Origin of the sequence: Hyphomicrobium denitrificans 1NES1, assembly GCF_000230975.2 — a bacterium.
Lineage (GTDB): Bacteria > Pseudomonadota > Alphaproteobacteria > Rhizobiales > Hyphomicrobiaceae > Hyphomicrobium_B > Hyphomicrobium_B denitrificans_A.
Window position 1 is genome coordinate 3,235,406 of sequence record NC_021172.1, and the last position, 20,473, is coordinate 3,255,878.

Sequence of the window (20,473 nt, forward strand, 5' to 3'; positions counted from 1 at the left end):
TCATGGACGTCGATGCTATTATGCTGGCACGTATCCAGTTCGCCTTTACGGTCACGTTCCACATCATATTTCCGAGCTTCTCGATCGGTCTTGCGGCATTCATCGCGACGCTGCTGGTGCGGTGGCGGATAACGGGCGAAGACCACTTTCACCGGCTGGCACGCTTCTGGACCAAGATTTTTGCCGTTTCGTTCGCGATGGGCGTCGTCTCCGGCATCGTTCTTTCCTACCAGTTCGGGACCAACTGGGCGAAGTTCTCGGAGGTCGCCGGAAATATCGTCGGGCCGCTGCTCGGCTATGAGGTGCTGACGGCGTTCTTCCTCGAAGCGACGTTTCTCGGAATCATGCTGTTCGGATGGCAGCGCGTGTCGCCAAACCTTCACGTGCTGTCGGCCATTCTGGTCGCCGCCGGCACGTCATTTTCTGCGTTCTGGATTCTCTCCGCGAATAGCTGGATGCAGACGCCGACGGGCTTCGAAATGAAAGACGGCGTGGCGTATCCCGTCAGCTGGCTCGAAATCATTTTCAATCCAAGCTTTCCCTATCGCTTCGCACACATGTTTACCGCCGCCTATCTGACGACGTCGGTGGTCGTGCTGTCGGTCGGCGCCCGCTATCTCGTCCAGGGCCGTTTCCTCGAAGAAGCAAAGACGATGATCCGCATGGGTCTCGGAATGGTCGCCATTCTGGCACCGCTGCAATTGCTGATCGGCGATGCGCATGGCCTCAATACCGCGGAACATCAACCGGTGAAGGTCGCGGCGATGGAAGCGCATTGGGACGGCAACAAGCCGGGTGAGCTTCTGCTTTTCGCCTGGCCTGACGCGCAAGCCGAGACGAACCATTTCGAGATCGGCATTCCGCATCTCGCCAGCCTCATCATCACGCACCGCTACGATGGGCTGTTCAAGGGTCTGAAGGACTTCAAAGCGGAAGAGCGGCCGCCATTGCTGCCGGTCTTTTTTGCGTTCCGCGCGATGGTCGGTATCGGGCTGCTGCTGATCGCGATCGGATTTGTCGGCGCGTTTCTCTGGTGGCGCCGCAAGCTGTTCGAGACGACATGGTATCTGCAGCCGCTGACCTATGCCTGGCCGCTCGGTTTCATCGCCATCGCATCGGGGTGGTGGGTGACCGAGACGGGGCGCCAGCCCTATCTCGTCAACGGAATTCTCAAAACGATCGACGCCGCATCACCAGTCTCGTTCGGCGCGGTCCTGACGTCACTGATCCTGTTCGTGCTCATCTATACGAGCGTGTTCTCGATGGGCATTCTCTACATCAACAGGCTGATCGAGAAAGGTCCGCAAGGCAAAGCCATTTCACCCGAAGGCGATCCGGACCCGTCTGCAGGCGCGCATCCGCTGGTCGCCGTCCAAAGTGCAACCCGTAGCGCCCTCGGCGGGAAGGAGTAGCATCATGGATACGCTCGCTTACGTGCTGCCACTCATCTGGGCGGCGATCCTCGCAGCCGGCGTGACGCTTTACGTGATCCTCGACGGCTTCGGGCTTGGTCTTGGGATTCTCTTTCATTTCGAGCGCCGCGAAGATCAGCGCGACATCATTATGAACACCATCGCACCGTTCTGGGACGGCAATCAGACGTGGCTCGTCCTCGGTGGCGGCGGCTTGCTCGCGGCATTCCCGAAAGCTTATGGCCTGGTGATGTCGGGGCTCTACATTCCGATCATCGTGATGCTGCTGGCGCTCGTCTTTCGCGGCGTCGCCTTCGAATTCCGGTGGGTCGCCAAGCCGCGCCAGGAGTTCTGGGACCTCGCATTCTCCTGGGGTGCGCTCGTCGCCACGTTCTCGCAGGGCGTCGTGCTCGGCGGATTGCTGCAAGGGCTCTCAACCCAAGACGGGCGTTTCGCAGGTGGCACGTTCGACTGGCTGACGCCCTTCTCGCTCTTTTGCGGCCTGAGCCTCATTGCGGGCTACGCGCTGCTCGGCACGACGTGGCTCATCTACAAAACCGACGGCGATTTGCAGGACTGGGCGCGCGATGCCGCCAAGATCGCGCTGCTGGCGATGCTTGCCGCGATGGCCATCGTCAGCCTCTGGACGCCGTACTCGGTTCCACGCATCGCCGAACGCTGGTTCGCCTGGCCGAATTTTCTGATTTTTGCTCCCGTCCCTCTGCTGTCGCTTTACGCTGCATGGCGCTGCTGGCACGGGATCGAAAATATCGGCAAGGACGCCGAGCCTTTTGTAGCGGCTGTCGCGCTGTTCCTGCTGGGATTTGTCGGCCTTTTGATTTCGAACGTGCCGTACCTGGTCCCAGGTGCGTTGACGGTTTGGGAAGCGGCCGCGGCGCCGAGTTCGCAACTGTTCATGCTCGTCGGGACGCTCTTCATGTTGCCGATCATTCTCGGCTATACGGTTTTCGTGTACTGGACGTTCCGCGGTAAAGTGCGGGCCGGCGAAGGGTACCATTAACCCAGCACAGAAGGTCCGCAATTCCGTCGCGAGGTGTGGGAACACACGTTCTCGACAAAGGGCCGCCATACTTCGTTCCAAATATTCGCACGCGAATCGTGCTGGAGGGTGCCGGAATGTTCGGCTGGCGCAGGCGCAGCGAGGGCTTTGAATGGCGGGAATACGTGCGCACCACGATCCTGGTGCGGCGCGCCGATCGCCAGCGGCGGATCGAGGATGTGCGGGTTGCTGCCGTCGAAAAGGTCAAGCAGGCCGCCGATGCGGGTGCCGAGGCCGGCCGCGCCAGCGCTTCGTTCATGGGCTCGCAGTTTTCAAAGCTTCTTTCGATCATCGTCGAAGCGCTCCTCGATCTTGCGGCGGCTGCGTTTCATCTCGCGGCGCGCTGGTCGAAATTTCTATTTGCCGTCGTCGCCGATGCGTTTCGCGGCCTCGCGGCGCACTTTGGCATCGCACTCGGCAACGCCTTCCGGGGCCCGGCCGATGCGGTGCGCGCGAAAGCGAAGCTTCTGCCGGACGTCGCGCGAAGGTCGCCGATCAAGCCTCGGCATATCGTCGGCGCGCTGGCGGCACTCGGATTGATCTATATCGGCGGCCCAATGCTCAGAAGCGCCGACGGCATCGCCGTCGCGGAGCATTCTCAGGATGCACCGGTGCATGTTTCGATCAGCACCGAATTATCCGGCCGCGCAATCGCCATCACCGGAGACCTCATGCGCGTCGACGGCGCGCTGGTGCGCATCGGCAATGTCGAGGCGCCTGAATCACGTCAACCGTGCTATCGCGCGAACGGCCGCCGCTGGAACTGCGCATCGGCGGCGAAGTCAGGCTTGGCGCGCGTTGTCCGCGGGCGCCGTGTCACCTGCACGCCGTCTGGACAGGACAACGGCGGATATGTGGTTGCGCAATGCAGCGTCGGAGGGGCCGACCTGGCGACAGAACTCGTCCGCAACGGCTACGTCTTCGCCGTCAGCTCCTACTTCAGCTCGCTCGGCAGCGAGGAGGATGCGGCGCGAAACGCGAAGAAAGGCATCTGGCAGGGCGAAATCCAGCGTCCGCAGGAATGGCGGGATCAGCAGTGGCAGGACGCGAAACGCGATGCCCCCGGCGGTTGTCCGATCAAGGGGTTCATCCACGCATCATCCAAATTCTATGCGCTGCCGTGGTCAGCAGACTACGACCGTGCGAAGGTCCGCCCAGACAAGGGCGAGCGCTGGTTCTGTAGCGAGGACGAAGCAAAGGCCGCCGGGTTTATGCCTTCCAGCCGCTCATAGCCCGTTCGGGGTTTCCGCTAAAAACAAAGAACCCACGGCCGGGGGAGACCGTGGGCGAAAGATAGAACCGGCGCCAATGGGGGAATGGGACGGCGCGAAAGCTCTATCTCCAATAATACATCCTGCTGTTGCGGCAGATTCAAGTTCTCGCGCGAACTGATTCGTATTTTTATGTCAAGATGTGTCCGTTTAGCTGAGATGGCTGGCAAAACTGCAACACTCTCGCGTGAACGGCCTTAAACAAGAAGCAATCTCGCCTATACGCCTCAACGCTTTATGAAGCCGCCGGCAAGCTCGCCTGCAATTGAATATTGCCCCCTCCTGGGGATCCAGCCGACCGAAACGAGAGGCATGCGGATAAATTCCACACGTGCTGTCGAGGCAAATGAAGGGTACGCCCTAAGCCCTGCTGTCATGGTGTAAAGTTTGTGTTGCAGATTCACACCATGAAGCAGTCGGAACGCTTGGCGACAACAGGGAAATGCCGTCTGCCGCTGCCCTTTTCGACTCTCCGCCGCTAGAGTGCCGAGGGCGATCGGGGCACGGGCGTTTAGGAACCAGAGGGGTCCAAGTTATGTTTCGTAGACTGATACTGGGGCTATTCGCAGTCCTGGCGATGGGGACGCTGTCGAGCGCCGAAGCAAGACGGTGGCATCGCTATCACCACCATCATTACGATCAACTCATCGTCATTGCCGAATCGGACGTCGATCTTTCGCTCGACCGCTACACGATCGACGTGCGCCAAGCGAAGGGCGCCTACAAAGGCATTCGCATCAAAAATTCGATGGGCAAGCTCTTCGATATCCGGCGCGTTGAGATCGTCTACAGCGACGGCTCGGTCTGGAGCGAAGATCGTCAAATCGACATGTATTGGGGCGAGCGCAGCCGACCGATCAATCCGACCTACGAGAGCCGTTTCATCGATCAGATTAAGATCACGCAGGAGCCCGGCTACGGTCGTGGGCGGCTGCAGATCATCGGCATTCAGGATCGGGAAGGCCGACGCATGGAGCGTGGCGGCGGGAACCAATATTCGGATAATCGAGACCGTTCGGAACATCTGATCTCGGGTGGACGCGACCGTCCAGAGGCTATCCCGGTCAAGCCGACGGTTCCGATTGCGACGCCGACCACGCCGGGACAAGCGACGCCGGGCGGCGACGTGCTGTTCGGTGCCCAATACGTCGGGTTCCTGACCGACCGCGACGTCATCCGGGTCGGCAACGAGATCGGCAAGTTCGCGAAAATTCGCCTGCGCGTGCTCGATAACGATATCCACATCAACGAAATGAAGGTCGTCTACAACAACGGCGAAAGCGATACGTTGGCGGTCAACGCAGACATTCCGAAGAATTCGCGCACGAACTGGATCGACCTTCGAGGCGATCGCTTCATCAAGGAGATCCAGCTCGTCTATCGTTCACGTCCGAATTTCAACGGACGGGCGCGTATCGAAGTATTCGGACGCTACGCTCCGGGCTGGCTTGGCCCGAACGGGGAAGGGCGCAAGTATAACCAAGGCTGGCTGTTGCTCGGTGCCCAGACGGCCGGCTTCGTCGGTTTCGACAAGGATGTCATTCCCATCGCCAGCAACGAAGGGGGCTTCCGACGGCTTCGCGTGACCGTGCGCGACCGTGCCATTACTCTGAATGAACTCAAAGTCGTCTACACGGACGGCTCCGATGAAACGGTGCCGGTTCGGACGCGCGTCGACGCGGGCGGAACCTATGGACCGATCGACCTCAGTGGTCAGCGCCGTCAACCGATCGACCACATCGAAGCCAAATACCGGTCGCGATTTTTCGACTCCTCCGCCAAGGGCAAGGGATCGGCGATCGTCGAAATTTGGGGCCAGCACTAGGCTCATCCATGTAAAAGACATAAAATCGCGATTGAGGGAGCCGGTGGTTATCGGCTCCCTTTTTTGATGGTGGGCAGCAGCTCGGTGCTTCTGCGGCCGCAGTTTCAGGACCCAACGCGGTAACGCACGCAATTTTTCTGATCGCACCGTCAACGCTGTTTTGCGAGATTGGATGAATATGCTACCCGAAACCTACGAGTGGACGACTTTCCGTTCCACTCAGGGGGGACCAACGTCTTGAACCTGAGCCTCAAGCAGCCGCTGCGTGCGGAGAGCCGTGCTGAACTCGATCAACGCGGAGCGCGCGTGGCCGCCGGTATGCCGGGCGTAATGCCGGAAAGCCAGAAGCAGCGTGTGCGCCGGCTGGCGGCACATTGTCAAAAGTATCGTGGTTCGGTGCCCCGACACGCAATCCAGCAACTCATCACAACGTTGGTGCCGCTCGCCCTCATCGTCGCGGCGATGTTCGCGACAGTTGAACATGCCTATTGGATGACGCTTCTTCTCGCGATCCCTGCTGCCGGACTGTTGGTCCGCGCCTTCATCATTCAACACGATTGCGGGCACGGTTCCTTTTTCTCTTCGCGCCTTCTCAACGATTTCGTCGGACGGTGCATGAGCGTGCTGACGTTTGCGCCATATGGACTTTGGCGACGCGAACATGCCCAGCATCACGCGACCTCGGGCAACCTCGACCGGCGCGGTGCCGGCGACATCGATACGTTCACGGTCAGCGAGTATCTGCAGCTCTCGCCGCTGCAGAAGTTGCGCTATCGCCTCTATCGTCATCCGCTTTTTCTTTTCGGCATCGGAGTGCCAGCTTATTTCGTTATTCTGCAGCGGTTGCCTTGGGTGCATGCGCTGCCGGCGCGCGAGACATGGCGCAGCGTGGTCGGGCTCAATATCGGGTTGATCGCATTTTACCTGCCGCTCTTCTACTTCCTTGGATGGAGTAATGTGCTTTGGGTCGGGCTGCCGGTCCTTCATATCGCGTCGGCTGCGGGCGGTTGGCTTTTCTTCATCCAGCATCAGTTCGAAGAGACGACCTGGGACAGAGCCGAAGGTTGGGACTTCCAAGTCGCGGCGCTGCTCGGGTCCTCGTATTACAAGCTGCCGCGTGTGCTGAACTGGTTTACCGGCAACATCGGCCTGCACCACGTTCATCATTTGAACAGCATGATTCCAAACTACCGGCTGATGGCCTGCCTCGACGCCAGTCCCGAGCTGCAGGCGATCAACAGACTGACCTTACGCGACAGCATCAAGTGTGCGCAGTTAAAGCTCTGGGACGAAACCAAGCGGCGGCTGATCCGCTTCGATGAGCTGCCCGCAACGCAGTAACGGTGCGGCGCGTTTCATGACAGACAGCGCCCTACAGCTCATCGACGAACTCGTTACGATCCGGGATTGGCTAAGGCATGCCGTCACGGCCATGACGCGCGCCGGCCTCGTGTTCGGACATGGGACGGAGACGGCCGTCGATGAAGCTGCGTTCCTCATTCTTTCGACACTTGCGCTGCCGATCCACGACATCAATCCCTGGCTCGATTGCCGGTTGACACGCACGGAGCGCGAAGCCGTCCGCGCCCTCGTCGCGCGGCGGATCGAGACACGCAAACCGGCCGCCTACCTGACAAACACGGCCTATATTCAGGGCCGCAAGTTCTACGTCGACGAGCGTGTCATCGTGCCTCGCTCGTTCATTGCAGAACTGATTGCAAGTGATCGTCTCGCGCCCATCGTCGCGGATGGCTCGGAAGTTGGCCGCGTGCTCGACCTTTGCACCGGCTCGGGCTGCCTCGCGATCCTCGCAGCGGAAGCGTTTCCCGACGCTGAGATCCACGCGAGCGATATTTCAGCAGACGCTCTCGCGGTTGCCGAGCACAACATTCGCGACTACGGCCTAGAAAAGCGCGTGCGGACGTTCAAGGCGGATCTGTTCGATGGGATTCCCGCGGGTTCATATGACCTCATCATATCGAACCCTCCGTACGTTGCAGCCGCCGAGGTCGAAGCCTTTGCGCCGGAGTATCAAGCCGAGCCGCAAATCGCTCATCTCGGAGGGGCTGACGGGCTCGACCTTGTCAAGCGCATTCTGGAGGGCGTCGGCGAAAGGCTCACGCCCGAGGGAAATCTGATTGTCGAAATTGGCACAGGGCAGGAGGCACTCGAAGCAGCGCGCCCGGACCTGCCGTTTCTCTGGCTCGATACGGAGACGAGCGAGGGCGAAGTCTTTGCGTTGACCGCGGCCGATTTCAAGCAGAAGCGCGGCGGGAACCACCGCCGCGCCCGGAAGCATCGCTAGAACAGAGCTTCGACTGAAAGCTCAGCCGAATGCCCCGAAGTGATGCGAGATGCCGGTGCCGATCTCGCGTACGAACTCGTAAGAGTTTTCCATAGGCGTCAGAATTTCCGTTTCGAGACGGCCATAGTCGTTGATGCCGCGCGGACGGTAGCTGGCTTGCTCGTCGAACTCGTCCTTTTCGCCGATCTCTTTGTTGGAGTGCGGGAATGCCTTGCGCAAAATGGTCAGAACCTCAGGGATATCGAGGCCGAGCGCCATTTCCAGAACCTGCGCATGCGAAAGGCCATCCTGCGGCGTAAATCGCGGGAGTTGCGCAGCGAGGATGAAGATACGCATCATAACCGCGAGACGGATCGCCTGCAGGAGATCGAGTTCAAGACGGTTCTCGTCCGGCGTCATACCGTCCTCGATGTTGAGGTCGGTCAGGATGGCGTGAAGATCAATCGCGTCGAGACGCAGGAGGTGAACAAGCTCGGCAATGTCGCTCTCGCGATCATCGGGCAATAAATGCGTCGCGAGCGTTCGGAACGCTGCATTCAACGCCTGTTCGCGGCCCCAAGCGGCGCGCGCCGCCCAGAATCCCGCGTCGAAGATTTTGGCGTTGGCACCCATGGCGTTGAGGCTTGAAATCGTCTTGGCGTGCGCAACCATCGCCAGCATCGACTGCAAGCGCTTCGATGACCGGGCAAGCCTGTTGAAGTGATCGACCTCGCTGCCGACGGCAATGCCCAGGCCGGCCACGACGTTCGCGAGGTAACCGAACTGCTGCAGGATGGCGTTGTTCGGAATGGCGCGCATACGCGCCGGGTTGCCGCGATCGGACGTGTGCTCGCCCTGTCGCTTCACGGGGCGTGATCCGGTCTTGAACAGCAAGTTCGCACCGAACGCGCCGAGCACGGCGCGATAGCCTTCGTGCGCGAAAAGCTTCTGCTGGAAAGCCCGCAGACGGAGGAAAAAGTCGAGGTTGAAATTTTGCTCGGTGTAGAACGGATCGACCGTGGCATCGGGTATCTCGCCGTCTATAACGACGGTGGCCAAGGCGCGGGTTGTCAAGGCGCGATTGCCGAAGACCATGTAGCCGTCGCCGCCCTGGAAGCTCGTCTCGTGCTTCACGGGGATTCTGGCGTCGGCAAAGCGGCGCCGCGACTCGTCCGTCATCAGGTAATGAAGACGCTGATGAAGGTCGCCGGGATGGGCGCCGCGACCCATCGATTCGCCGTGCGTCGAGAAAATCAGTGTCTCCACGCCTTGAAGCTTGGCCTTTGCGACCAGCGCCGACAGGCTATCGTAGTAACGCTCGATTGCCAGTGTCGCCGGAATCTGCCCGATGAAACGTCCGGCGTCCGAAAAGCCGGTCTGGATGCTCAGGCGCTTTCGGCCCTGGACGTAATCGCGATAGGTATCCTCTTCGACGAGACGCTCCATGATGCGCGCGCCGTTTTCGAGGCCCGACGGCGTTTCGAACAGCGGCGAGATGTCGGTGATGTGATCGACGCCGAAGAGCTTGGCGAAGAAGACCGCGATCAGGATCGTTGCGGGCGACTCGGCCTCCGCGATCAGGAAGCGAATCGGCGTTTCCTTGTCGACATGCTTCTGAATTTGCGCGGTCAACGCAAACTGACGGATGGCCGTCGCCGTCTCAAGATCAAGAGTCGAGAAATTGACCGTTTCATGCGGGCAATTCTTGATCATGTCGACGATGCGCGCCAGCGATTGGCGCTCCGTCAAATCGCGCGTCCATGGTTCGTGGACGTAGGCGCGGAAGGCGTTGTTCAACTGCAGTGCATTGATGCGCAGATGAATGTGCGACGTGCCAAGCCCCGTTGCCGAGACGAGGCCGGCAAGAGCTGCAATAGCGCGTTTGACCTGCGGAGCTTCGACCGAGTCGATGAGATGCTCAAAGAGCGTCAGGAGGGGCTCGACCGTCAGAAGATTATAACCGTCGGTCTTGGTGATGACGTTCGCCGCTTTGGCGAGATAATTGGGATCGTGCTCAAAGCCTTCGAGCGCCTTGATCTGCTCATCGACGGCGGCGATGCCGAGGTCGAGCTTGCCGACAATCTGGCGCGCGATGCGCTGCGGACCGTCGGCATCGTCGAGCTTGTGCTTCAGGACGACGAAGCGCTCGCGAATGTCGGCCAAGGCCGCTCTTTTCTCTTTCAGGCGTACATGAAAAGAAAACGTCCACGAAATGTCGTTGCGGCCGTCGAGATCATATCCGACCCACGAAGCAATCGTCGCCAATTTTGGGCGGAGCTTGAATGCTGCCTCGCCGAACTTCTGCGACGCGACACTGAAGAACGCATGCAGCAACTCTTCATAGGCGTTGCGTAGATTGCGGATCGCATCCTGCACGCACTTGTGCTCGTGATGCAGCGTCAGCGTTTCCTCAGGGCGATGCGGAACGCCGATCGTCACCTCTTTGGTGGACGGATCGGCGACCGCAATTTCCACCATCCGGCGGTAGAGCGCGTCGGACAAGCCGAACGTCGGGTGCGCCGTCAAGACGATGCCGGTACGCGCGCGCGACCAGCGCTGCGCGAAGGCTTCGATTGAGCCCGCAGCTTCGTTCGCCGTCTTTTCGACGTACGACGTGAAATCCCTCAGCGTCGTCGCTTGGTCGACATAACCGACCTTTTCGCGCAACCGCCGGGCACGGCGAACGCAGGCTCGATCCATCAACCGGCCTGCGAGGTTTTTGACGGAGTCGAAGGACACCGCCTGCGACTCAAGACGCCGTGAAAGATCGAATGCGACGTTGAGAATGGGATTGAGCGAAGGATTGTCCGGAATCTGCGTCCTCAGACGCTTCAACTCTTCGATCAACTCGAGCTCGCTGAGTTCGGCGGAATTCTTCACGCGCGTCGTATCCTGCATTCCACAAGCCTCCGCGTTCCCGGTTCGGGACCGCGTTTCGAGGGTAAGATCAATAGGCTCAGAGTGCAAAGACCGGAGCGTAGTGCCGCTCCGGTCTTTGCGAAGTTCAGGCGACTTTTTTCTGGCGTCCGAGAACCTGGGCGACGGTCGATCCCATTTCCGACGGCGTAGGCGCAATCGTGACGCCACAACCCTTAAGGATCTCGACCTTTTCCGCAGCCGATTCTCCGAACGCCGAAACGATAGCACCAGCGTGGCCCATGCGGCGGCCCTTCGGCGCCGAAAGACCGGCGATGTAGGCGATAACCGGCTTCTTCATGTGCTCTTTGGCGAAGAGTCCAGCTTCGGCTTCCTGGGGACCGCCGATTTCGCCGATCATCAGCACGGCATCCGTCTCGGGATCGTTCTCGAAGTGCTCGAGAACGTCGCGGTGAGACGAGCCGTTGATCGGGTCGCCGCCGATGCCGACCGACGTCGAGACGCCGATACCCAGCGCTTTGAGCTGCGCGGCCGCTTCATAGCCGAGAGTACCCGAACGGCCGACGATGCCGACGCGGCCCGGAAGGTAGATGTGTCCCGGCATGATGCCGAGCATCGCCTTGCCCGGAGAGATCGTGCCGGCGCAGTTCGGGCCGGTCAGGATCATGCGCGCCTCTTTCTTGTAGCGGCGCATGTAGCGCTTCACGCGGATCATATCCTGGGCAGGAATGCCGTCCGTGATGCAGACGCAGTATTTGATACCGGCGTCGGCGGCTTCCATGATCGCGTCAGCCGCGAATGGCGGCGGGACAAAGACGATCGAAGCTTCCGCGCCCGTCTCGTCGACAGCGCCCTTGACCGTGTTAAAGACCGGACGGCCGAGATGCGATGTACCGCCTTTGCCGGGCGTCACACCACCGACGACGTTCGAGCCGTAGTCGATCATTTCCTGGGCGTGGAAGGTGCCGATGCGACCGGTGAAACCCTGGATCAGGATCGGCGTCTTTTCATTGATAAAGATTGCCATTGGTACGTTTCTCCGGACTTAGGCCTTTTTAGCCGCTTCGACCGCCTGCTTCGCTGCATCGGCGAGGGTATCCGCGCTGATGACAGTCAGGCCGCTGTTGTCGATGATCTTGCGGCCTTCCTCGACGTTGGTGCCTGCAAGGCGGACGACGATCGGCATCTTGATGTCGAGTTCCTTCACGGCATCGACGACACCCTTGGCAACCCAGTCGCAACGGTTGATACCGGCGAAGACGTTGACCAGGATGGCTTTGACGTTCTTGTCGCGCAGAACTGCCTTGAACGATTTCGTGACGCGCTCGGGAGAAGCGCCGCCGCCGATATCGAGGAAGTTTGCGGGCTCGCCACCGGCAAGCTTGATCATGTCGAGCGTCGCCATCGCGAGGCCGGCACCGTTGACGATGCAGCCGATGTCGCCGTCGAGACCAACGTAGGAAAGGCCGCGGTCCGAAGCATAGGTTTCGCGCGGATCTTCCTGGCTCTTGTCGCGAAGCTCGGCGATGTGCGGGCGGCGGAAAAGCGCGTTGTCGTCGAACGACATCTTGGCGTCGAGCGCCAGGACCTGCTTTTCCTTGGTGATGACGAGCGGATTGATTTCGACCATCATCGCATCGAGATCGCGGAAGGCGCGATAGCAACCCATGATCGCGGGTACGAGCTTGTTGACGATCTCGGGATCGACTCCGAGACCGAAAGCCAGCTCGCGCGCCTGGAACTGCTGCATGCCGACCGCAGGGTCGACGGCGACGCGAATGATCGTGTCCGGCTGGGACGCCGAGATTTCCTCGATGTCCATGCCGCCCGCTGCGGACGCGACAACGACAATGCGCTCGGAGGCGCGGTCCATCACGAAACCGAGATAGATTTCGCGATCGATGTTCGTCGCCTCCTCGATGTAGAGGCGGGAGACCAACTTGCCGGCCGATCCCGTCTGATGCGTAACGAGCTTGCGGCCGAGCATGAACTCGGCGGCATCCTCGATTTCCTTTTCCGTCTTGCAGACCTTGACGCCGCCGGCTTTGCCGCGGGCGCCAGAGTGGATCTGTGCCTTGACGACGACGGTGCCGCCAAGCTCGCTGGCGCGATACGTGGCCTGCTCAGGGCTGTAAGCAAGTCCGCCGCGGGCGATCGGCACGCCGAACTTCGCAAGAAGCTCCTTGGCCTGATATTCATGAATGTCCATGTCTTTGGACTCCTCCGGGATTGGGCTTATCGGTTCCTGCTTATTTATTTGCTCGCCGCGCGGGCTGCTTCGCCAGCCTTGATGGCGGCCGCAGTGACCAGAAGGTTCTTGGCCATCTTCTCAGATGCAGCGTCGATCATCTTGCCATCGAGCGATGCCGCGCCCTTGCCCTGCGCTTCAGCTTCCTTGAGAGCGACAAGAATGCGCTCTGCGCGTTCGATTTCCTTAGCCGTCGGAGAGAAGATCTCGTTGGCGAGGTCGATCTGCGACGGGTGGATGGCCCACTTGCCTTCCATGCCAAGAGCAGCGCCACGGCGCGCGGCGGCCTTGTAGCCTTCCGGATCGTCGATGCCGCCGAACGGCCCGTCGATCGGACGAAGGCCGAAAGCACGGCAGGCAACGGTCATGCGCGACAGCGGGAAGTGCCACTGATCGCCCGGATAATCGGGATTCAGACCGCCGATAACGACGGTGCGGGCCTTGTTGAAGGCGGAATAGTCGGCGACGCCGAAGTGCATCGATTCCAGACGGCTGTTGGCCGATGCGATGGCTTCCACGTTGGCCATGCCAAGCGGCGTTTCAATCAGGGCTTCGGTGCCGATCTGGTGCGGAAGGCCTTTGGCGACTTCGATCTGGCTGACGATGCACTCAACCGTGTAGATGTCGGCCGGAACGCCGACCTTTGGAATGAGGATCGTGTCGAGCTTCGCGCCTGCCTGTTCGACGATGTCGACGACGTCGCGATACATGTAGTGGGTATCGAGGCCGTTGATGCGAACCGAGACGCTTTTGCCTGCGCCCTTCCAGTCAAGATCGTTCAGCGCCTGGATGATGTTCTTGCGGGCCTGCTCTTTCTCCGGCGGCGCGACAGCATCTTCGCAATCGAGGAAGACATAGTCCGCCGCGCTCTTGATGGCGCGATCGATCATGCTCGGATTTGAGCCCGGCACGGCGAGGTAGGAGCGCTGCAGACGCTGCTTGCGGTTCGGGTAGAGGGTATAGCTCATTTGGTTGTCGCCTTCCTGGCGAGTGAAAACACTCGCTGTTGTCATTGCAAAATAATCAGGGATGCCAGCACGTCGTTCAAGCAAAGAACGTCTGCATCGCCACGCGATGAAAGTGCCCGGCCGCTTGAGTAACCGGGCACTCGAAGTCTTAGGCAGCTTTCGCCTTGATCGGCTCGGCGCTGGTTGCCGACTTGACCGGGTTGTTTGTGAAATACTCGGCAGCCGCACCGGTGCCCGAGCCAAGCTTGACCGGGATGCCGCAATCCTTGAGCGCCATCTCCACGGCAAACAGGACACCGCCGACCATGAATTCATCGAGCGAACCGAGGTGACCGATGCGGAACACCTTGCCTGCAACCTTGTTCAGGCCGAGGCCGAGCGAGGTGTTGTAGCGATAGTAGGCGGTCTTCGTGACGACGTTGCTGTCGAAGCCTTCCGGAACAAGAACCGCCGAAACGGTGTCGGAATGCCACTTCGGCTCCTTCGCGCAGAGCTTGAGACCCCAAGCGTGGACGCCGGCGCGAACGCCTGAGGCAAGACGATGGTGACGGGCAACGACATTGTCGATGCCTTCGCCAAGCAGAAGATCGATCGAGGTGCGCAGGCCGCGGATCAGCGTCGTAGCGGGCGTGTACGGGAAGAAGCCCTGATCGTTCGTCTTGATCATGTCTTCGAACGAGAAGAAGCAGCGGTTCATACGGCCGTTTTTGCTCTTGTTGACGTCAAGCGCCTTCTGGCTGACGGCCAGGATGCCGAGACCCGTCGGCAGCATGAAGCCCTTCTGCGAGCCCGAGACGCAGCAGTCGACGCCCCACTCGCCCATGCGCATGTCGAGCGAGCCGACCGACGAAACGCCGTCGACCATCAACAGTGCCGGATGCTTTGCGGCATCGAGTGCCTTGCGGACGCCTGCAACGTCACTTGCGACGCCGGTCGCCGTTTCGTTCTGCGTGACGAACACGGCCTTGATTTCGTGATTCTTATCCTTCGCGAGAATCTCAGCGTACTTCTCAACCGGAACGCCCGTGCCCCATTCTTCGTCGCAAACTTCAGGTTTCAGACCAAGACGCTCAGCCATGTCGACCCAGAGCAGCGAGAACTGGCCGAAGCGGCTCATCAATACCTTGTCGCCGACAGCGAGCGTATTCTGAATTGCCGATTCCCACGCGCCCGTGCCCGACGACGGAAACAGGAAAACGCGGCCGTCCTTCATTTTGAAAACCTTCTTGAGGTCTTCGAAAATCGGCAGCGTGAGCTTCGGAAATTCCGGCGAACGCATATCCTCCATCGGAAGATTCATTGCTATCCGCACGGCATCAGGAACGTTGGTCGGGCCGGGAATAAAAAGGTGAGGCGTGACGGTCGTCATGAGCGTTTCTCCGCGCTGCGTTGAGCCAAGCCGGACGCTCCCCGAACGGTTGCAGGGATGCGAGATCCGGCGTGCTTTTGCTGATCCTTCCGCCCGATCGCAGATCCGGGCGTTAGTCCTAACTAGCAGGGGGACAGTGAGGGTGCGAACAAAAAACTAACAACACCCTGTTGGGCAGGTCGGGCTACCCACCGCAGCGGCTTTGTGCGCACATCACGGCAGCCACGGGTGTGGGGTGAGGACACACCGGCTAGTGGTGATCGCTACGGTTAACCGAAACGTGCAGTGCAACAGCCATCGCACGATTCGACACGCCGAGCTTGTCGTATAAATTTTTCAGATGATATTTCACGGTGTTGCGGGAAATTCCGGTGCGGGCTGCGATCTGCAGGTTCGTCCAACCGTTGGCGAGCGCAGCGAGCAACTCGCGCTCGCGCGCCGTCAGTCCTTCCAGTGGATCGTGGTTGAGCAAATCGATATCGACGTAGGGTAGCGACAAGCGGCCGCGCGCTACAGATACGACGGCTTCAAGCAGCACTTGCGGCTCTTCGGTTTTCGATACGAAGCCCCATGCTCCGCCCTTGATCGCCTGTCTCAGGACATCCCCGCTGCGCTCACCCGTGTAGATGACGACGCGCGTCCGCCACTTCTCCTGCTTCAAACGCGTAAGCACGGCGCCGCCCGTCATGTCCGGCAGCGTCCAGCCGACGATGGCAATTTCAACGGGTTTGACCTTCAGGGCTTCGATCAGGGATTCCCCCGAGGCATGGATGCCGCAAACGCTGAAACGTCCGTCGCGTTGCACCAGCGCTTCCAGTCCCGACCTGACGACCGGATTCTGATCCGCAATCATGACCTCTATCTTGCCGGCCATCAGCGTCGAGCCCCTCGAGTAACGGCCCCACTTTGGTTCATGCCGCATGCGTCTCCGAATTCATCGGAACCGGCAACTCTCGTTGACGAGCTTAAAACTCTGGTGCTCCTATCCAGCTTTTGAATCCAGCTTATATTTCAGTAGGTTAAATCTTTAGGGCGGGGTGCGATGCCATTCGATTAAAATAGATAACGGTTGTTTTCCAGCAAATGCAAGGTCGGTGATCGACGCGCGCAATTCTCGGATCCCGATCTCGTTCTGCAATCAGAGGTTGTGATGCGCCGATCTTCTTAAAGGGCGACGAATTAAAGGGCGACGAAATTCTTTACCCGCGTCTCACAATTCGGTGAGAGACGTCTCTCTCCGCAGCCGGAAAGCGTAGGCTGGCGACAACGCCGTTGCGTAAAGCTGCGTGAGGAGAGTTCATCATGTCGATGTCGGCAAAACGTGAGCGTGCCCTCCTGAATTCCGATGAGATTGCGGTGCTTCGCTCAACGCATCACCCGGACATTTATGATCTCGACCGGAAGGAATTGTCGGATCTGCAAACGCGCTTACGGAACATGCGCGATAAGGCGCGGACTCTGGCCCACCAGAAACAGCGTGAAGCCCGCGGCAAGTCCGCGCCGCGCGGCAAAAGTTTTCCCGGTGGCGTTGAGCAGCCGCAACGACGCAAACAACTTTTCGCGGCCGCATTAAAGCGTGTGAAGAAAGAGCTCAATCGACTGAATAAGCTCGAAGCCAGGATGCATCACGTCGATGCAGCGCATAAAGCACTTGCGCAACGTCGTGCCTCGAACTTCATACCGGCTATCCCAGCAAGTCGCACATCGGGAGCGGGTATGCAGCCGCAAGAGAGTGTACGGCGTCGCCGCGTTCTGTCGCGCGGAAAGGTTGGCAGCGTTCTCAAGCAGAACAAGGTCGCTCAAGCGGCGCGCGATGCGCGGCCGCAGTGATGTGCGGTTGATGCGGGTTCCGCAAAAAAACTGGCGACCCCGGCAGGATTTGAACCTGCGACCTACGGTTTAGGAAACCGTTGCTCTATCCAACTGAGCTACGGGGCCAACTCAGACGTCGGCGGTAGTTTAAGCCGCCCTATCCGCGCGCTCGCAAAGCTATGCTTTGAGCGTTGCGACGGGTCAAGGGATTGCCAGAGCGCGTTCCATCGAAGTCGTGGAGTAAGGCTACGAGCGCTTGATCGTACGATCTATTTCTACTTATGATTGAATATGTCATTCATGTGTCTTATGCTGATGCGTGGCCGCGAGTGCGCGGGAGGCTGAGAAGCTCAGCGGGGCCCCGCGAGGGCCGCTCGCGGTCGCCCTTCCTATCAGACCCTCCTTTCCGATTTGTCGTGGGCTCTTCACCGAATGAAAAAGTGTGCCTTGCGTTGCATCGCACCTTTCATTCGCGTTGCGAGATGCTTGGCGCGCGTCGGCGTCTATGATTTCTTTCGCGCCATGGGGCGAGGTTCGAGATTGCGTATCGTTGCGAGGCTCGTTGGCCTTGGTGCTGTGGTGTCTGCGGTGCTGCCAGCAATCGCGGATGATACTCTTCCAACACCTTGCACGCCCGAACCTGGTCCAGTCCGCACCGTGGCGCGTGTGCTCGACGGTGAAACGCTCATCCTGGACGACGGCAGCGCAGTGCGTTTGATCGGCGCGCTCGCACCTCGAGCGCGCGATGCCGGCGCCGAAATGGGGGCGTGGCCGCCCGAAACCCAATCCATCAAAACGCTTTCGAGTTTGGTGCTCGGCAAAAAAGTAAAGCTTGCTTTCGGGGGCCGCCAAAAGGACCGGTACGGACGATTTCTTGCGCAGGTGTTTCTCGAAGCGGGTGGGCGGGAAGAATGGGTGCAAGGCACGATGCTCGCCATCGGACAGGCGCGGGCCTACGGTCTGCCTGAGAGTTTTGCTTGCGCCAGCGAGCTTCTTGCGCACGAGGCCGAGGCACGTCGCAAGCGGCTCGGCCTTTGGAGCAATGGCGTCTACCGGCCGATGCCTGCGGAGCAGCCCGGCGTACTGCTGAAGCTGCGTGGAAAATATGAGCGTGTGATCGGCAGTGTCGCGTCGGTCGGGCGAACGAAGAGCGCCACTTATCTCAATTTTGGAACGGACTGGCGCTCCGATTTCACCGCGCGGATCGGAAAGAACGTGCTCGCCGCAAATCCGGAGTTCGCGCAAGCGCTCGACGCGCTCCAATCAAAGACCGTGATCGTCCGCGGTTGGATCGAGCGGCGCAATGGACCATTGATCGACGTTGCAGATCTTTCGCAAATCGAGATTCTCGACGGGAAGGGAAACGCCGCGAGCCTTGGCGTCAGCGCCGCTGCGCCGCCCGATAGCGCGCAGCCTGCGAGCACTCCCGCCGATCCGAATCCGCCCAAAAAGTTGCGCCCGATTCCGACGGAAGGTTCGGAACCGGGCGCTGTAAATTTGTAGCTGGCTCTGCCGGTGAGAACGTCAGGCGGCTTCGCCGACTGACTCGTTGTCGGCCATCCGGCGCCCCTTCGCGCTCTTCGACAGAATGTCCGTAATGCGCTGGACTGCGCCCCGCTCATCGAGCTTTTCGACGGCCGCAAGCTCTCGTGCCATGCGATCGAGGGCATCCTCGTAAAGCTGGCGCTCGGAATACGACTGCTCCGGCTGGGCTTCTGAACGATAGAGGTCGCGGACGACTTCGGCGATCGAGATCAGGTCACCGGAGTTGATCTTCGCGACGTACTCCTGCGCCCTGCGGCTCCACATCGTGCGCTTGATGCGCGCCCGGCCCTTCAGCGTCTCCATCGCTTTCTTGACGAGGCCTTCGTCGGCGAGCTTGCGCATGCCGACACTTGCGAGCTTGCCGGTCGGGACGCGCAGCGTCAGCTTCTCCTTGTCGAAGGTGATGACAAAGAGCTCAAGCGACATGCCGGCGATTTCCTGCTCTTCGATGCCGACAATGCGGCCGACACCATGAGCCGGGTAAACGATGAACTCGTTGGCCTTGAAGCCATGGCGCTGGTTGACCGGCTTCTTCTGGACCGCGAGAAGCTGGCGCGCGGCAGCCGTCTTCTCGGCGATCGCCTTGGGCGTCGCCGGCTGAGCGGCGGGAGCGACAGACGTCGTGAGTTTCTGGCCAGCCGACTTGTGCGCGCCGGCCGGGACCGTGATCGCACGCTGCGGTGCAGCAGCCGCGGCTTTTGCCGCGAACTGCGTTGGCGAAACGGGCTTCCTCGCCACAATCGTTTCGGTTTTTGCAGCAGACTGCGGTTTCTTAACGGGCTTCGCAGATGCGACAGGTTGCGCGCTCTTATGCTTGCTGAGTGACGGCTTATTCGCGGCCTCAGTTTTCGGCTTGCTGGGCTTCGCGGACTTCTGCGTGCTCACGGCTACTTTCAATGGGACAGCCTTGCGAACCGCCGATTTCGCTGCGGACTTGGGGCTGACCGGAGCTTTCTTCTTTTGCGCCATATTTTTTCTCACTCTCGCGTACTGAGCATGGCCGGGGGACCGGCTCGTCGGGCCGCCTTTGATGGCGGGCATCTGTGCTGCAGGCGTACCGCCGACAGCACGCGCGCATCGAGCCAAACCTTCCCTGTGAGGAAAGCCCGTCCCCTGCGCGCTATTTGTGGCCTAGCTTTGCAAACTCCATCCGACTCTGAGCTGGCCTTGTGACGCCCCATAACATTTTGTTGAAAGCCGACCGTCAGAGTCGAACGACCTTCTTTTGTTCGCAGCCGTTTCGGATTTGTGCAGACTCAATGCCATCGAGATAGACACTAACATAATCTTGCCTGCAAATGAAGGCCGACCTCCTGAGACAATCTGGTCGAGCTTAAAGGACGCGCCAAAACGGCACGGAAGCACTTTGGGGTCGCGAGAATTTATTCCAATTTGATTGCAATATTGCCGGAATTTCCTGGGGTCAATCTCCAGAACCTGAGTTCGCCGAGAAATATTTTTCGAATTTACCCGGTTCGTCCTTCACATCGTCTGCCCCGGGCAGAGCCGGCTTTTTGGAGGTAATGTTCGGCCAACTCTCCGAGTACTGCCGGTTTAGTTCGAGCCAACGCTCCATGCCCGGTTCCGTATCCGGCTTTATGGCGTCCGCCGGGCACTCGGGTTCGCAGACACCGCAATCGATACACTCGTCGGGGTGAATGACGAGCATATTCTCGCCTTCGTAAAAACAATCGACCGGACAGACTTCGACGCAATCGGTGTATTTGCACTTAATGCACTTATCGTTGACGACGTAGGTCATGCGGATTCCTGGTCTGCGCGATTGTTGCCGGTCTGCGAAT

At 59.8% G+C, this 20,473-nt stretch carries 16 protein-coding genes and 1 tRNA gene; 8 read left to right on the forward strand and 9 right to left on the reverse strand.

From position 1 onward, the window contains the following. The first annotated feature begins 2 nt into the window (after nt 1-2). From HYPDE_RS15485 to prmB, 6 genes are all read left to right on the forward strand, one after another. Nucleotides 3-1,412 (forward strand): cytochrome ubiquinol oxidase subunit I, encoded by a 1,410-nt coding sequence (locus tag HYPDE_RS15485; RefSeq protein WP_015599464.1) that lies wholly within the window; start codon nt 3-5, stop codon nt 1,410-1,412. A gap of 4 nt (nt 1,413-1,416) precedes the next feature. Further along, the gene (cydB, locus tag HYPDE_RS15490; protein WP_015599465.1) at nt 1,417-2,433 is read left to right on the forward strand and encodes a cytochrome d ubiquinol oxidase subunit II; all 1,017 of its coding nucleotides are present in this window, start codon (nt 1,417-1,419) and stop codon (nt 2,431-2,433) included. Nucleotides 2,434-2,549: 116 nt separating this feature from the next. After that, nucleotides 2,550-3,704 (forward strand): thermonuclease family protein, encoded by a 1,155-nt coding sequence (locus HYPDE_RS15495; RefSeq protein WP_041321419.1) that lies wholly within the window; start codon nt 2,550-2,552, stop codon nt 3,702-3,704. A 574-nt stretch (nt 3,705-4,278) separates the two neighbouring features. Further along, entirely contained in the window at nt 4,279-5,568 is a 1,290-nt protein-coding gene (locus HYPDE_RS15500) for a DUF2541 family protein (RefSeq protein ID WP_041320555.1), read from the forward strand. Nucleotides 5,569-5,766: 198 nt separating this feature from the next. Next, nucleotides 5,767-6,909 (forward strand): fatty acid desaturase, encoded by a 1,143-nt coding sequence (locus tag HYPDE_RS15505; RefSeq protein WP_144061288.1) that lies wholly within the window; start codon nt 5,767-5,769, stop codon nt 6,907-6,909. 16 nt (nt 6,910-6,925) lie between these two features. After that, nucleotides 6,926-7,873, forward strand: coding sequence for a 50S ribosomal protein L3 N(5)-glutamine methyltransferase (prmB, locus tag HYPDE_RS15510; RefSeq protein WP_041321421.1), 948 nt, complete (start codon nt 6,926-6,928; stop codon nt 7,871-7,873). Nucleotides 7,874-7,894: 21 nt separating this feature from the next. Here prmB and HYPDE_RS15515 read toward each other — a convergent pair whose 3' ends face one another. The 6 genes from HYPDE_RS15515 to HYPDE_RS15540 all read right to left on the reverse strand — a co-directional run bounded on the left by HYPDE_RS15515 (nt 7,895) and on the right by HYPDE_RS15540 (nt 16,188). Continuing rightward, complete coding sequence (locus tag HYPDE_RS15515) at nt 7,895-10,750, reverse strand: phosphoenolpyruvate carboxylase (protein WP_015599470.1); 2,856 nt, start codon at nt 10,748-10,750, stop codon at nt 7,895-7,897. Nucleotides 10,751-10,856: 106 nt separating this feature from the next. After that, nucleotides 10,857-11,756 (reverse strand): succinate--CoA ligase subunit alpha, encoded by a 900-nt coding sequence (gene sucD / locus HYPDE_RS15520; RefSeq protein WP_015599471.1) that lies wholly within the window; start codon nt 11,754-11,756, stop codon nt 10,857-10,859. 18 nt (nt 11,757-11,774) lie between these two features. Then, entirely contained in the window at nt 11,775-12,938 is a 1,164-nt protein-coding gene (locus HYPDE_RS15525; RefSeq protein WP_015599472.1) for a malate--CoA ligase subunit beta, read from the reverse strand. Between the two features lie 44 nt (nt 12,939-12,982). Continuing rightward, the gene (locus HYPDE_RS15530) at nt 12,983-13,945 is read right to left on the reverse strand and encodes an HpcH/HpaI aldolase/citrate lyase family protein (protein ID WP_015599473.1); all 963 of its coding nucleotides are present in this window, start codon (nt 13,943-13,945) and stop codon (nt 12,983-12,985) included. Between the two features lie 148 nt (nt 13,946-14,093). Next, nucleotides 14,094-15,314: an aminotransferase class V-fold PLP-dependent enzyme gene (locus tag HYPDE_RS15535; protein WP_015599474.1), complete on the reverse strand. Its 1,221-nt coding sequence runs from the start codon at nt 15,312-15,314 to the stop codon at nt 14,094-14,096. A gap of 250 nt (nt 15,315-15,564) precedes the next feature. Continuing rightward, nucleotides 15,565-16,188 (reverse strand): response regulator transcription factor, encoded by a 624-nt coding sequence (locus HYPDE_RS15540; RefSeq protein WP_051112014.1) that lies wholly within the window; start codon nt 16,186-16,188, stop codon nt 15,565-15,567. 428 nt (nt 16,189-16,616) lie between these two features. Here HYPDE_RS15540 and HYPDE_RS15545 point away from each other — a divergent pair, with 428 nt between their 5' ends. Next, nucleotides 16,617-17,144 (forward strand): hypothetical protein, encoded by a 528-nt coding sequence (locus tag HYPDE_RS15545; protein ID WP_015599476.1) that lies wholly within the window; start codon nt 16,617-16,619, stop codon nt 17,142-17,144. A gap of 31 nt (nt 17,145-17,175) precedes the next feature. On the opposite strand, the gene HYPDE_RS15550 is transcribed toward HYPDE_RS15545, so the two are convergent. Next, nucleotides 17,176-17,252, reverse strand: a tRNA-Arg gene (locus HYPDE_RS15550). A gap of 414 nt (nt 17,253-17,666) precedes the next feature. On the opposite strand from HYPDE_RS15550, the gene HYPDE_RS15555 reads away from it, so the two are divergent. Next, nucleotides 17,667-18,629: a thermonuclease family protein gene (locus tag HYPDE_RS15555; RefSeq protein WP_244437706.1), complete on the forward strand. Its 963-nt coding sequence runs from the start codon at nt 17,667-17,669 to the stop codon at nt 18,627-18,629. A gap of 21 nt (nt 18,630-18,650) precedes the next feature. On the opposite strand, the gene HYPDE_RS15560 is transcribed toward HYPDE_RS15555, so the two are convergent. Both HYPDE_RS15560 and fdxA read right to left on the reverse strand, forming a co-directional pair. Continuing rightward, nucleotides 18,651-19,640, reverse strand: a complete 990-nt coding sequence (locus HYPDE_RS15560) for a CarD family transcriptional regulator (protein WP_041320557.1) — start codon at nt 19,638-19,640, stop codon at nt 18,651-18,653. A 454-nt stretch (nt 19,641-20,094) separates the two neighbouring features. Next, the gene (gene fdxA / locus HYPDE_RS15565; RefSeq protein ID WP_015599479.1) at nt 20,095-20,433 is read right to left on the reverse strand and encodes a ferredoxin FdxA; all 339 of its coding nucleotides are present in this window, start codon (nt 20,431-20,433) and stop codon (nt 20,095-20,097) included. Nucleotides 20,434-20,473 lie beyond the last annotated feature (40 nt).

Excerpts from the sequence above, each read along its gene's own strand:
- HYPDE_RS15485 (WP_015599464.1), top strand. The coding sequence starts at position 3 with ATGGACGTCGATGCTATTATGCTGGCACGTATCCAGTTCGCCTTTACG.
- cydB (WP_015599465.1), top strand. The coding sequence starts at position 1,417 with ATGGATACGCTCGCTTACGTGCTGCCACTCATCTGGGCGGCGATCCTC.
- HYPDE_RS15495 (WP_041321419.1), top strand. The coding sequence starts at position 2,550 with ATGTTCGGCTGGCGCAGGCGCAGCGAGGGCTTTGAATGGCGGGAATAC.
- HYPDE_RS15500 (WP_041320555.1), top strand. The coding sequence starts at position 4,279 with ATGTTTCGTAGACTGATACTGGGGCTATTCGCAGTCCTGGCGATGGGG.
- prmB (WP_041321421.1), top strand. The coding sequence starts at position 6,926 with ATGACAGACAGCGCCCTACAGCTCATCGACGAACTCGTTACGATCCGG.
- HYPDE_RS15515 (WP_015599470.1), bottom strand. The coding sequence starts at position 10,750 with ATGCAGGATACGACGCGCGTGAAGAATTCCGCCGAACTCAGCGAGCTC.
- sucD (WP_015599471.1), bottom strand. The coding sequence starts at position 11,756 with ATGGCAATCTTTATCAATGAAAAGACGCCGATCCTGATCCAGGGTTTC.
- HYPDE_RS15525 (WP_015599472.1), bottom strand. The coding sequence starts at position 12,938 with ATGGACATTCATGAATATCAGGCCAAGGAGCTTCTTGCGAAGTTCGGC.
- HYPDE_RS15530 (WP_015599473.1), bottom strand. The coding sequence starts at position 13,945 with ATGAGCTATACCCTCTACCCGAACCGCAAGCAGCGTCTGCAGCGCTCC.
- HYPDE_RS15535 (WP_015599474.1), bottom strand. The coding sequence starts at position 15,314 with ATGACGACCGTCACGCCTCACCTTTTTATTCCCGGCCCGACCAACGTT.
- HYPDE_RS15540 (WP_051112014.1), bottom strand. The coding sequence starts at position 16,188 with ATGGCCGGCAAGATAGAGGTCATGATTGCGGATCAGAATCCGGTCGTC.
- HYPDE_RS15545 (WP_015599476.1), top strand. The coding sequence starts at position 16,617 with ATGTCGATGTCGGCAAAACGTGAGCGTGCCCTCCTGAATTCCGATGAG.
- HYPDE_RS15560 (WP_041320557.1), bottom strand. The coding sequence starts at position 19,640 with ATGGCGCAAAAGAAGAAAGCTCCGGTCAGCCCCAAGTCCGCAGCGAAA.
- fdxA (WP_015599479.1), bottom strand. The coding sequence starts at position 20,433 with ATGACCTACGTCGTCAACGATAAGTGCATTAAGTGCAAATACACCGAT.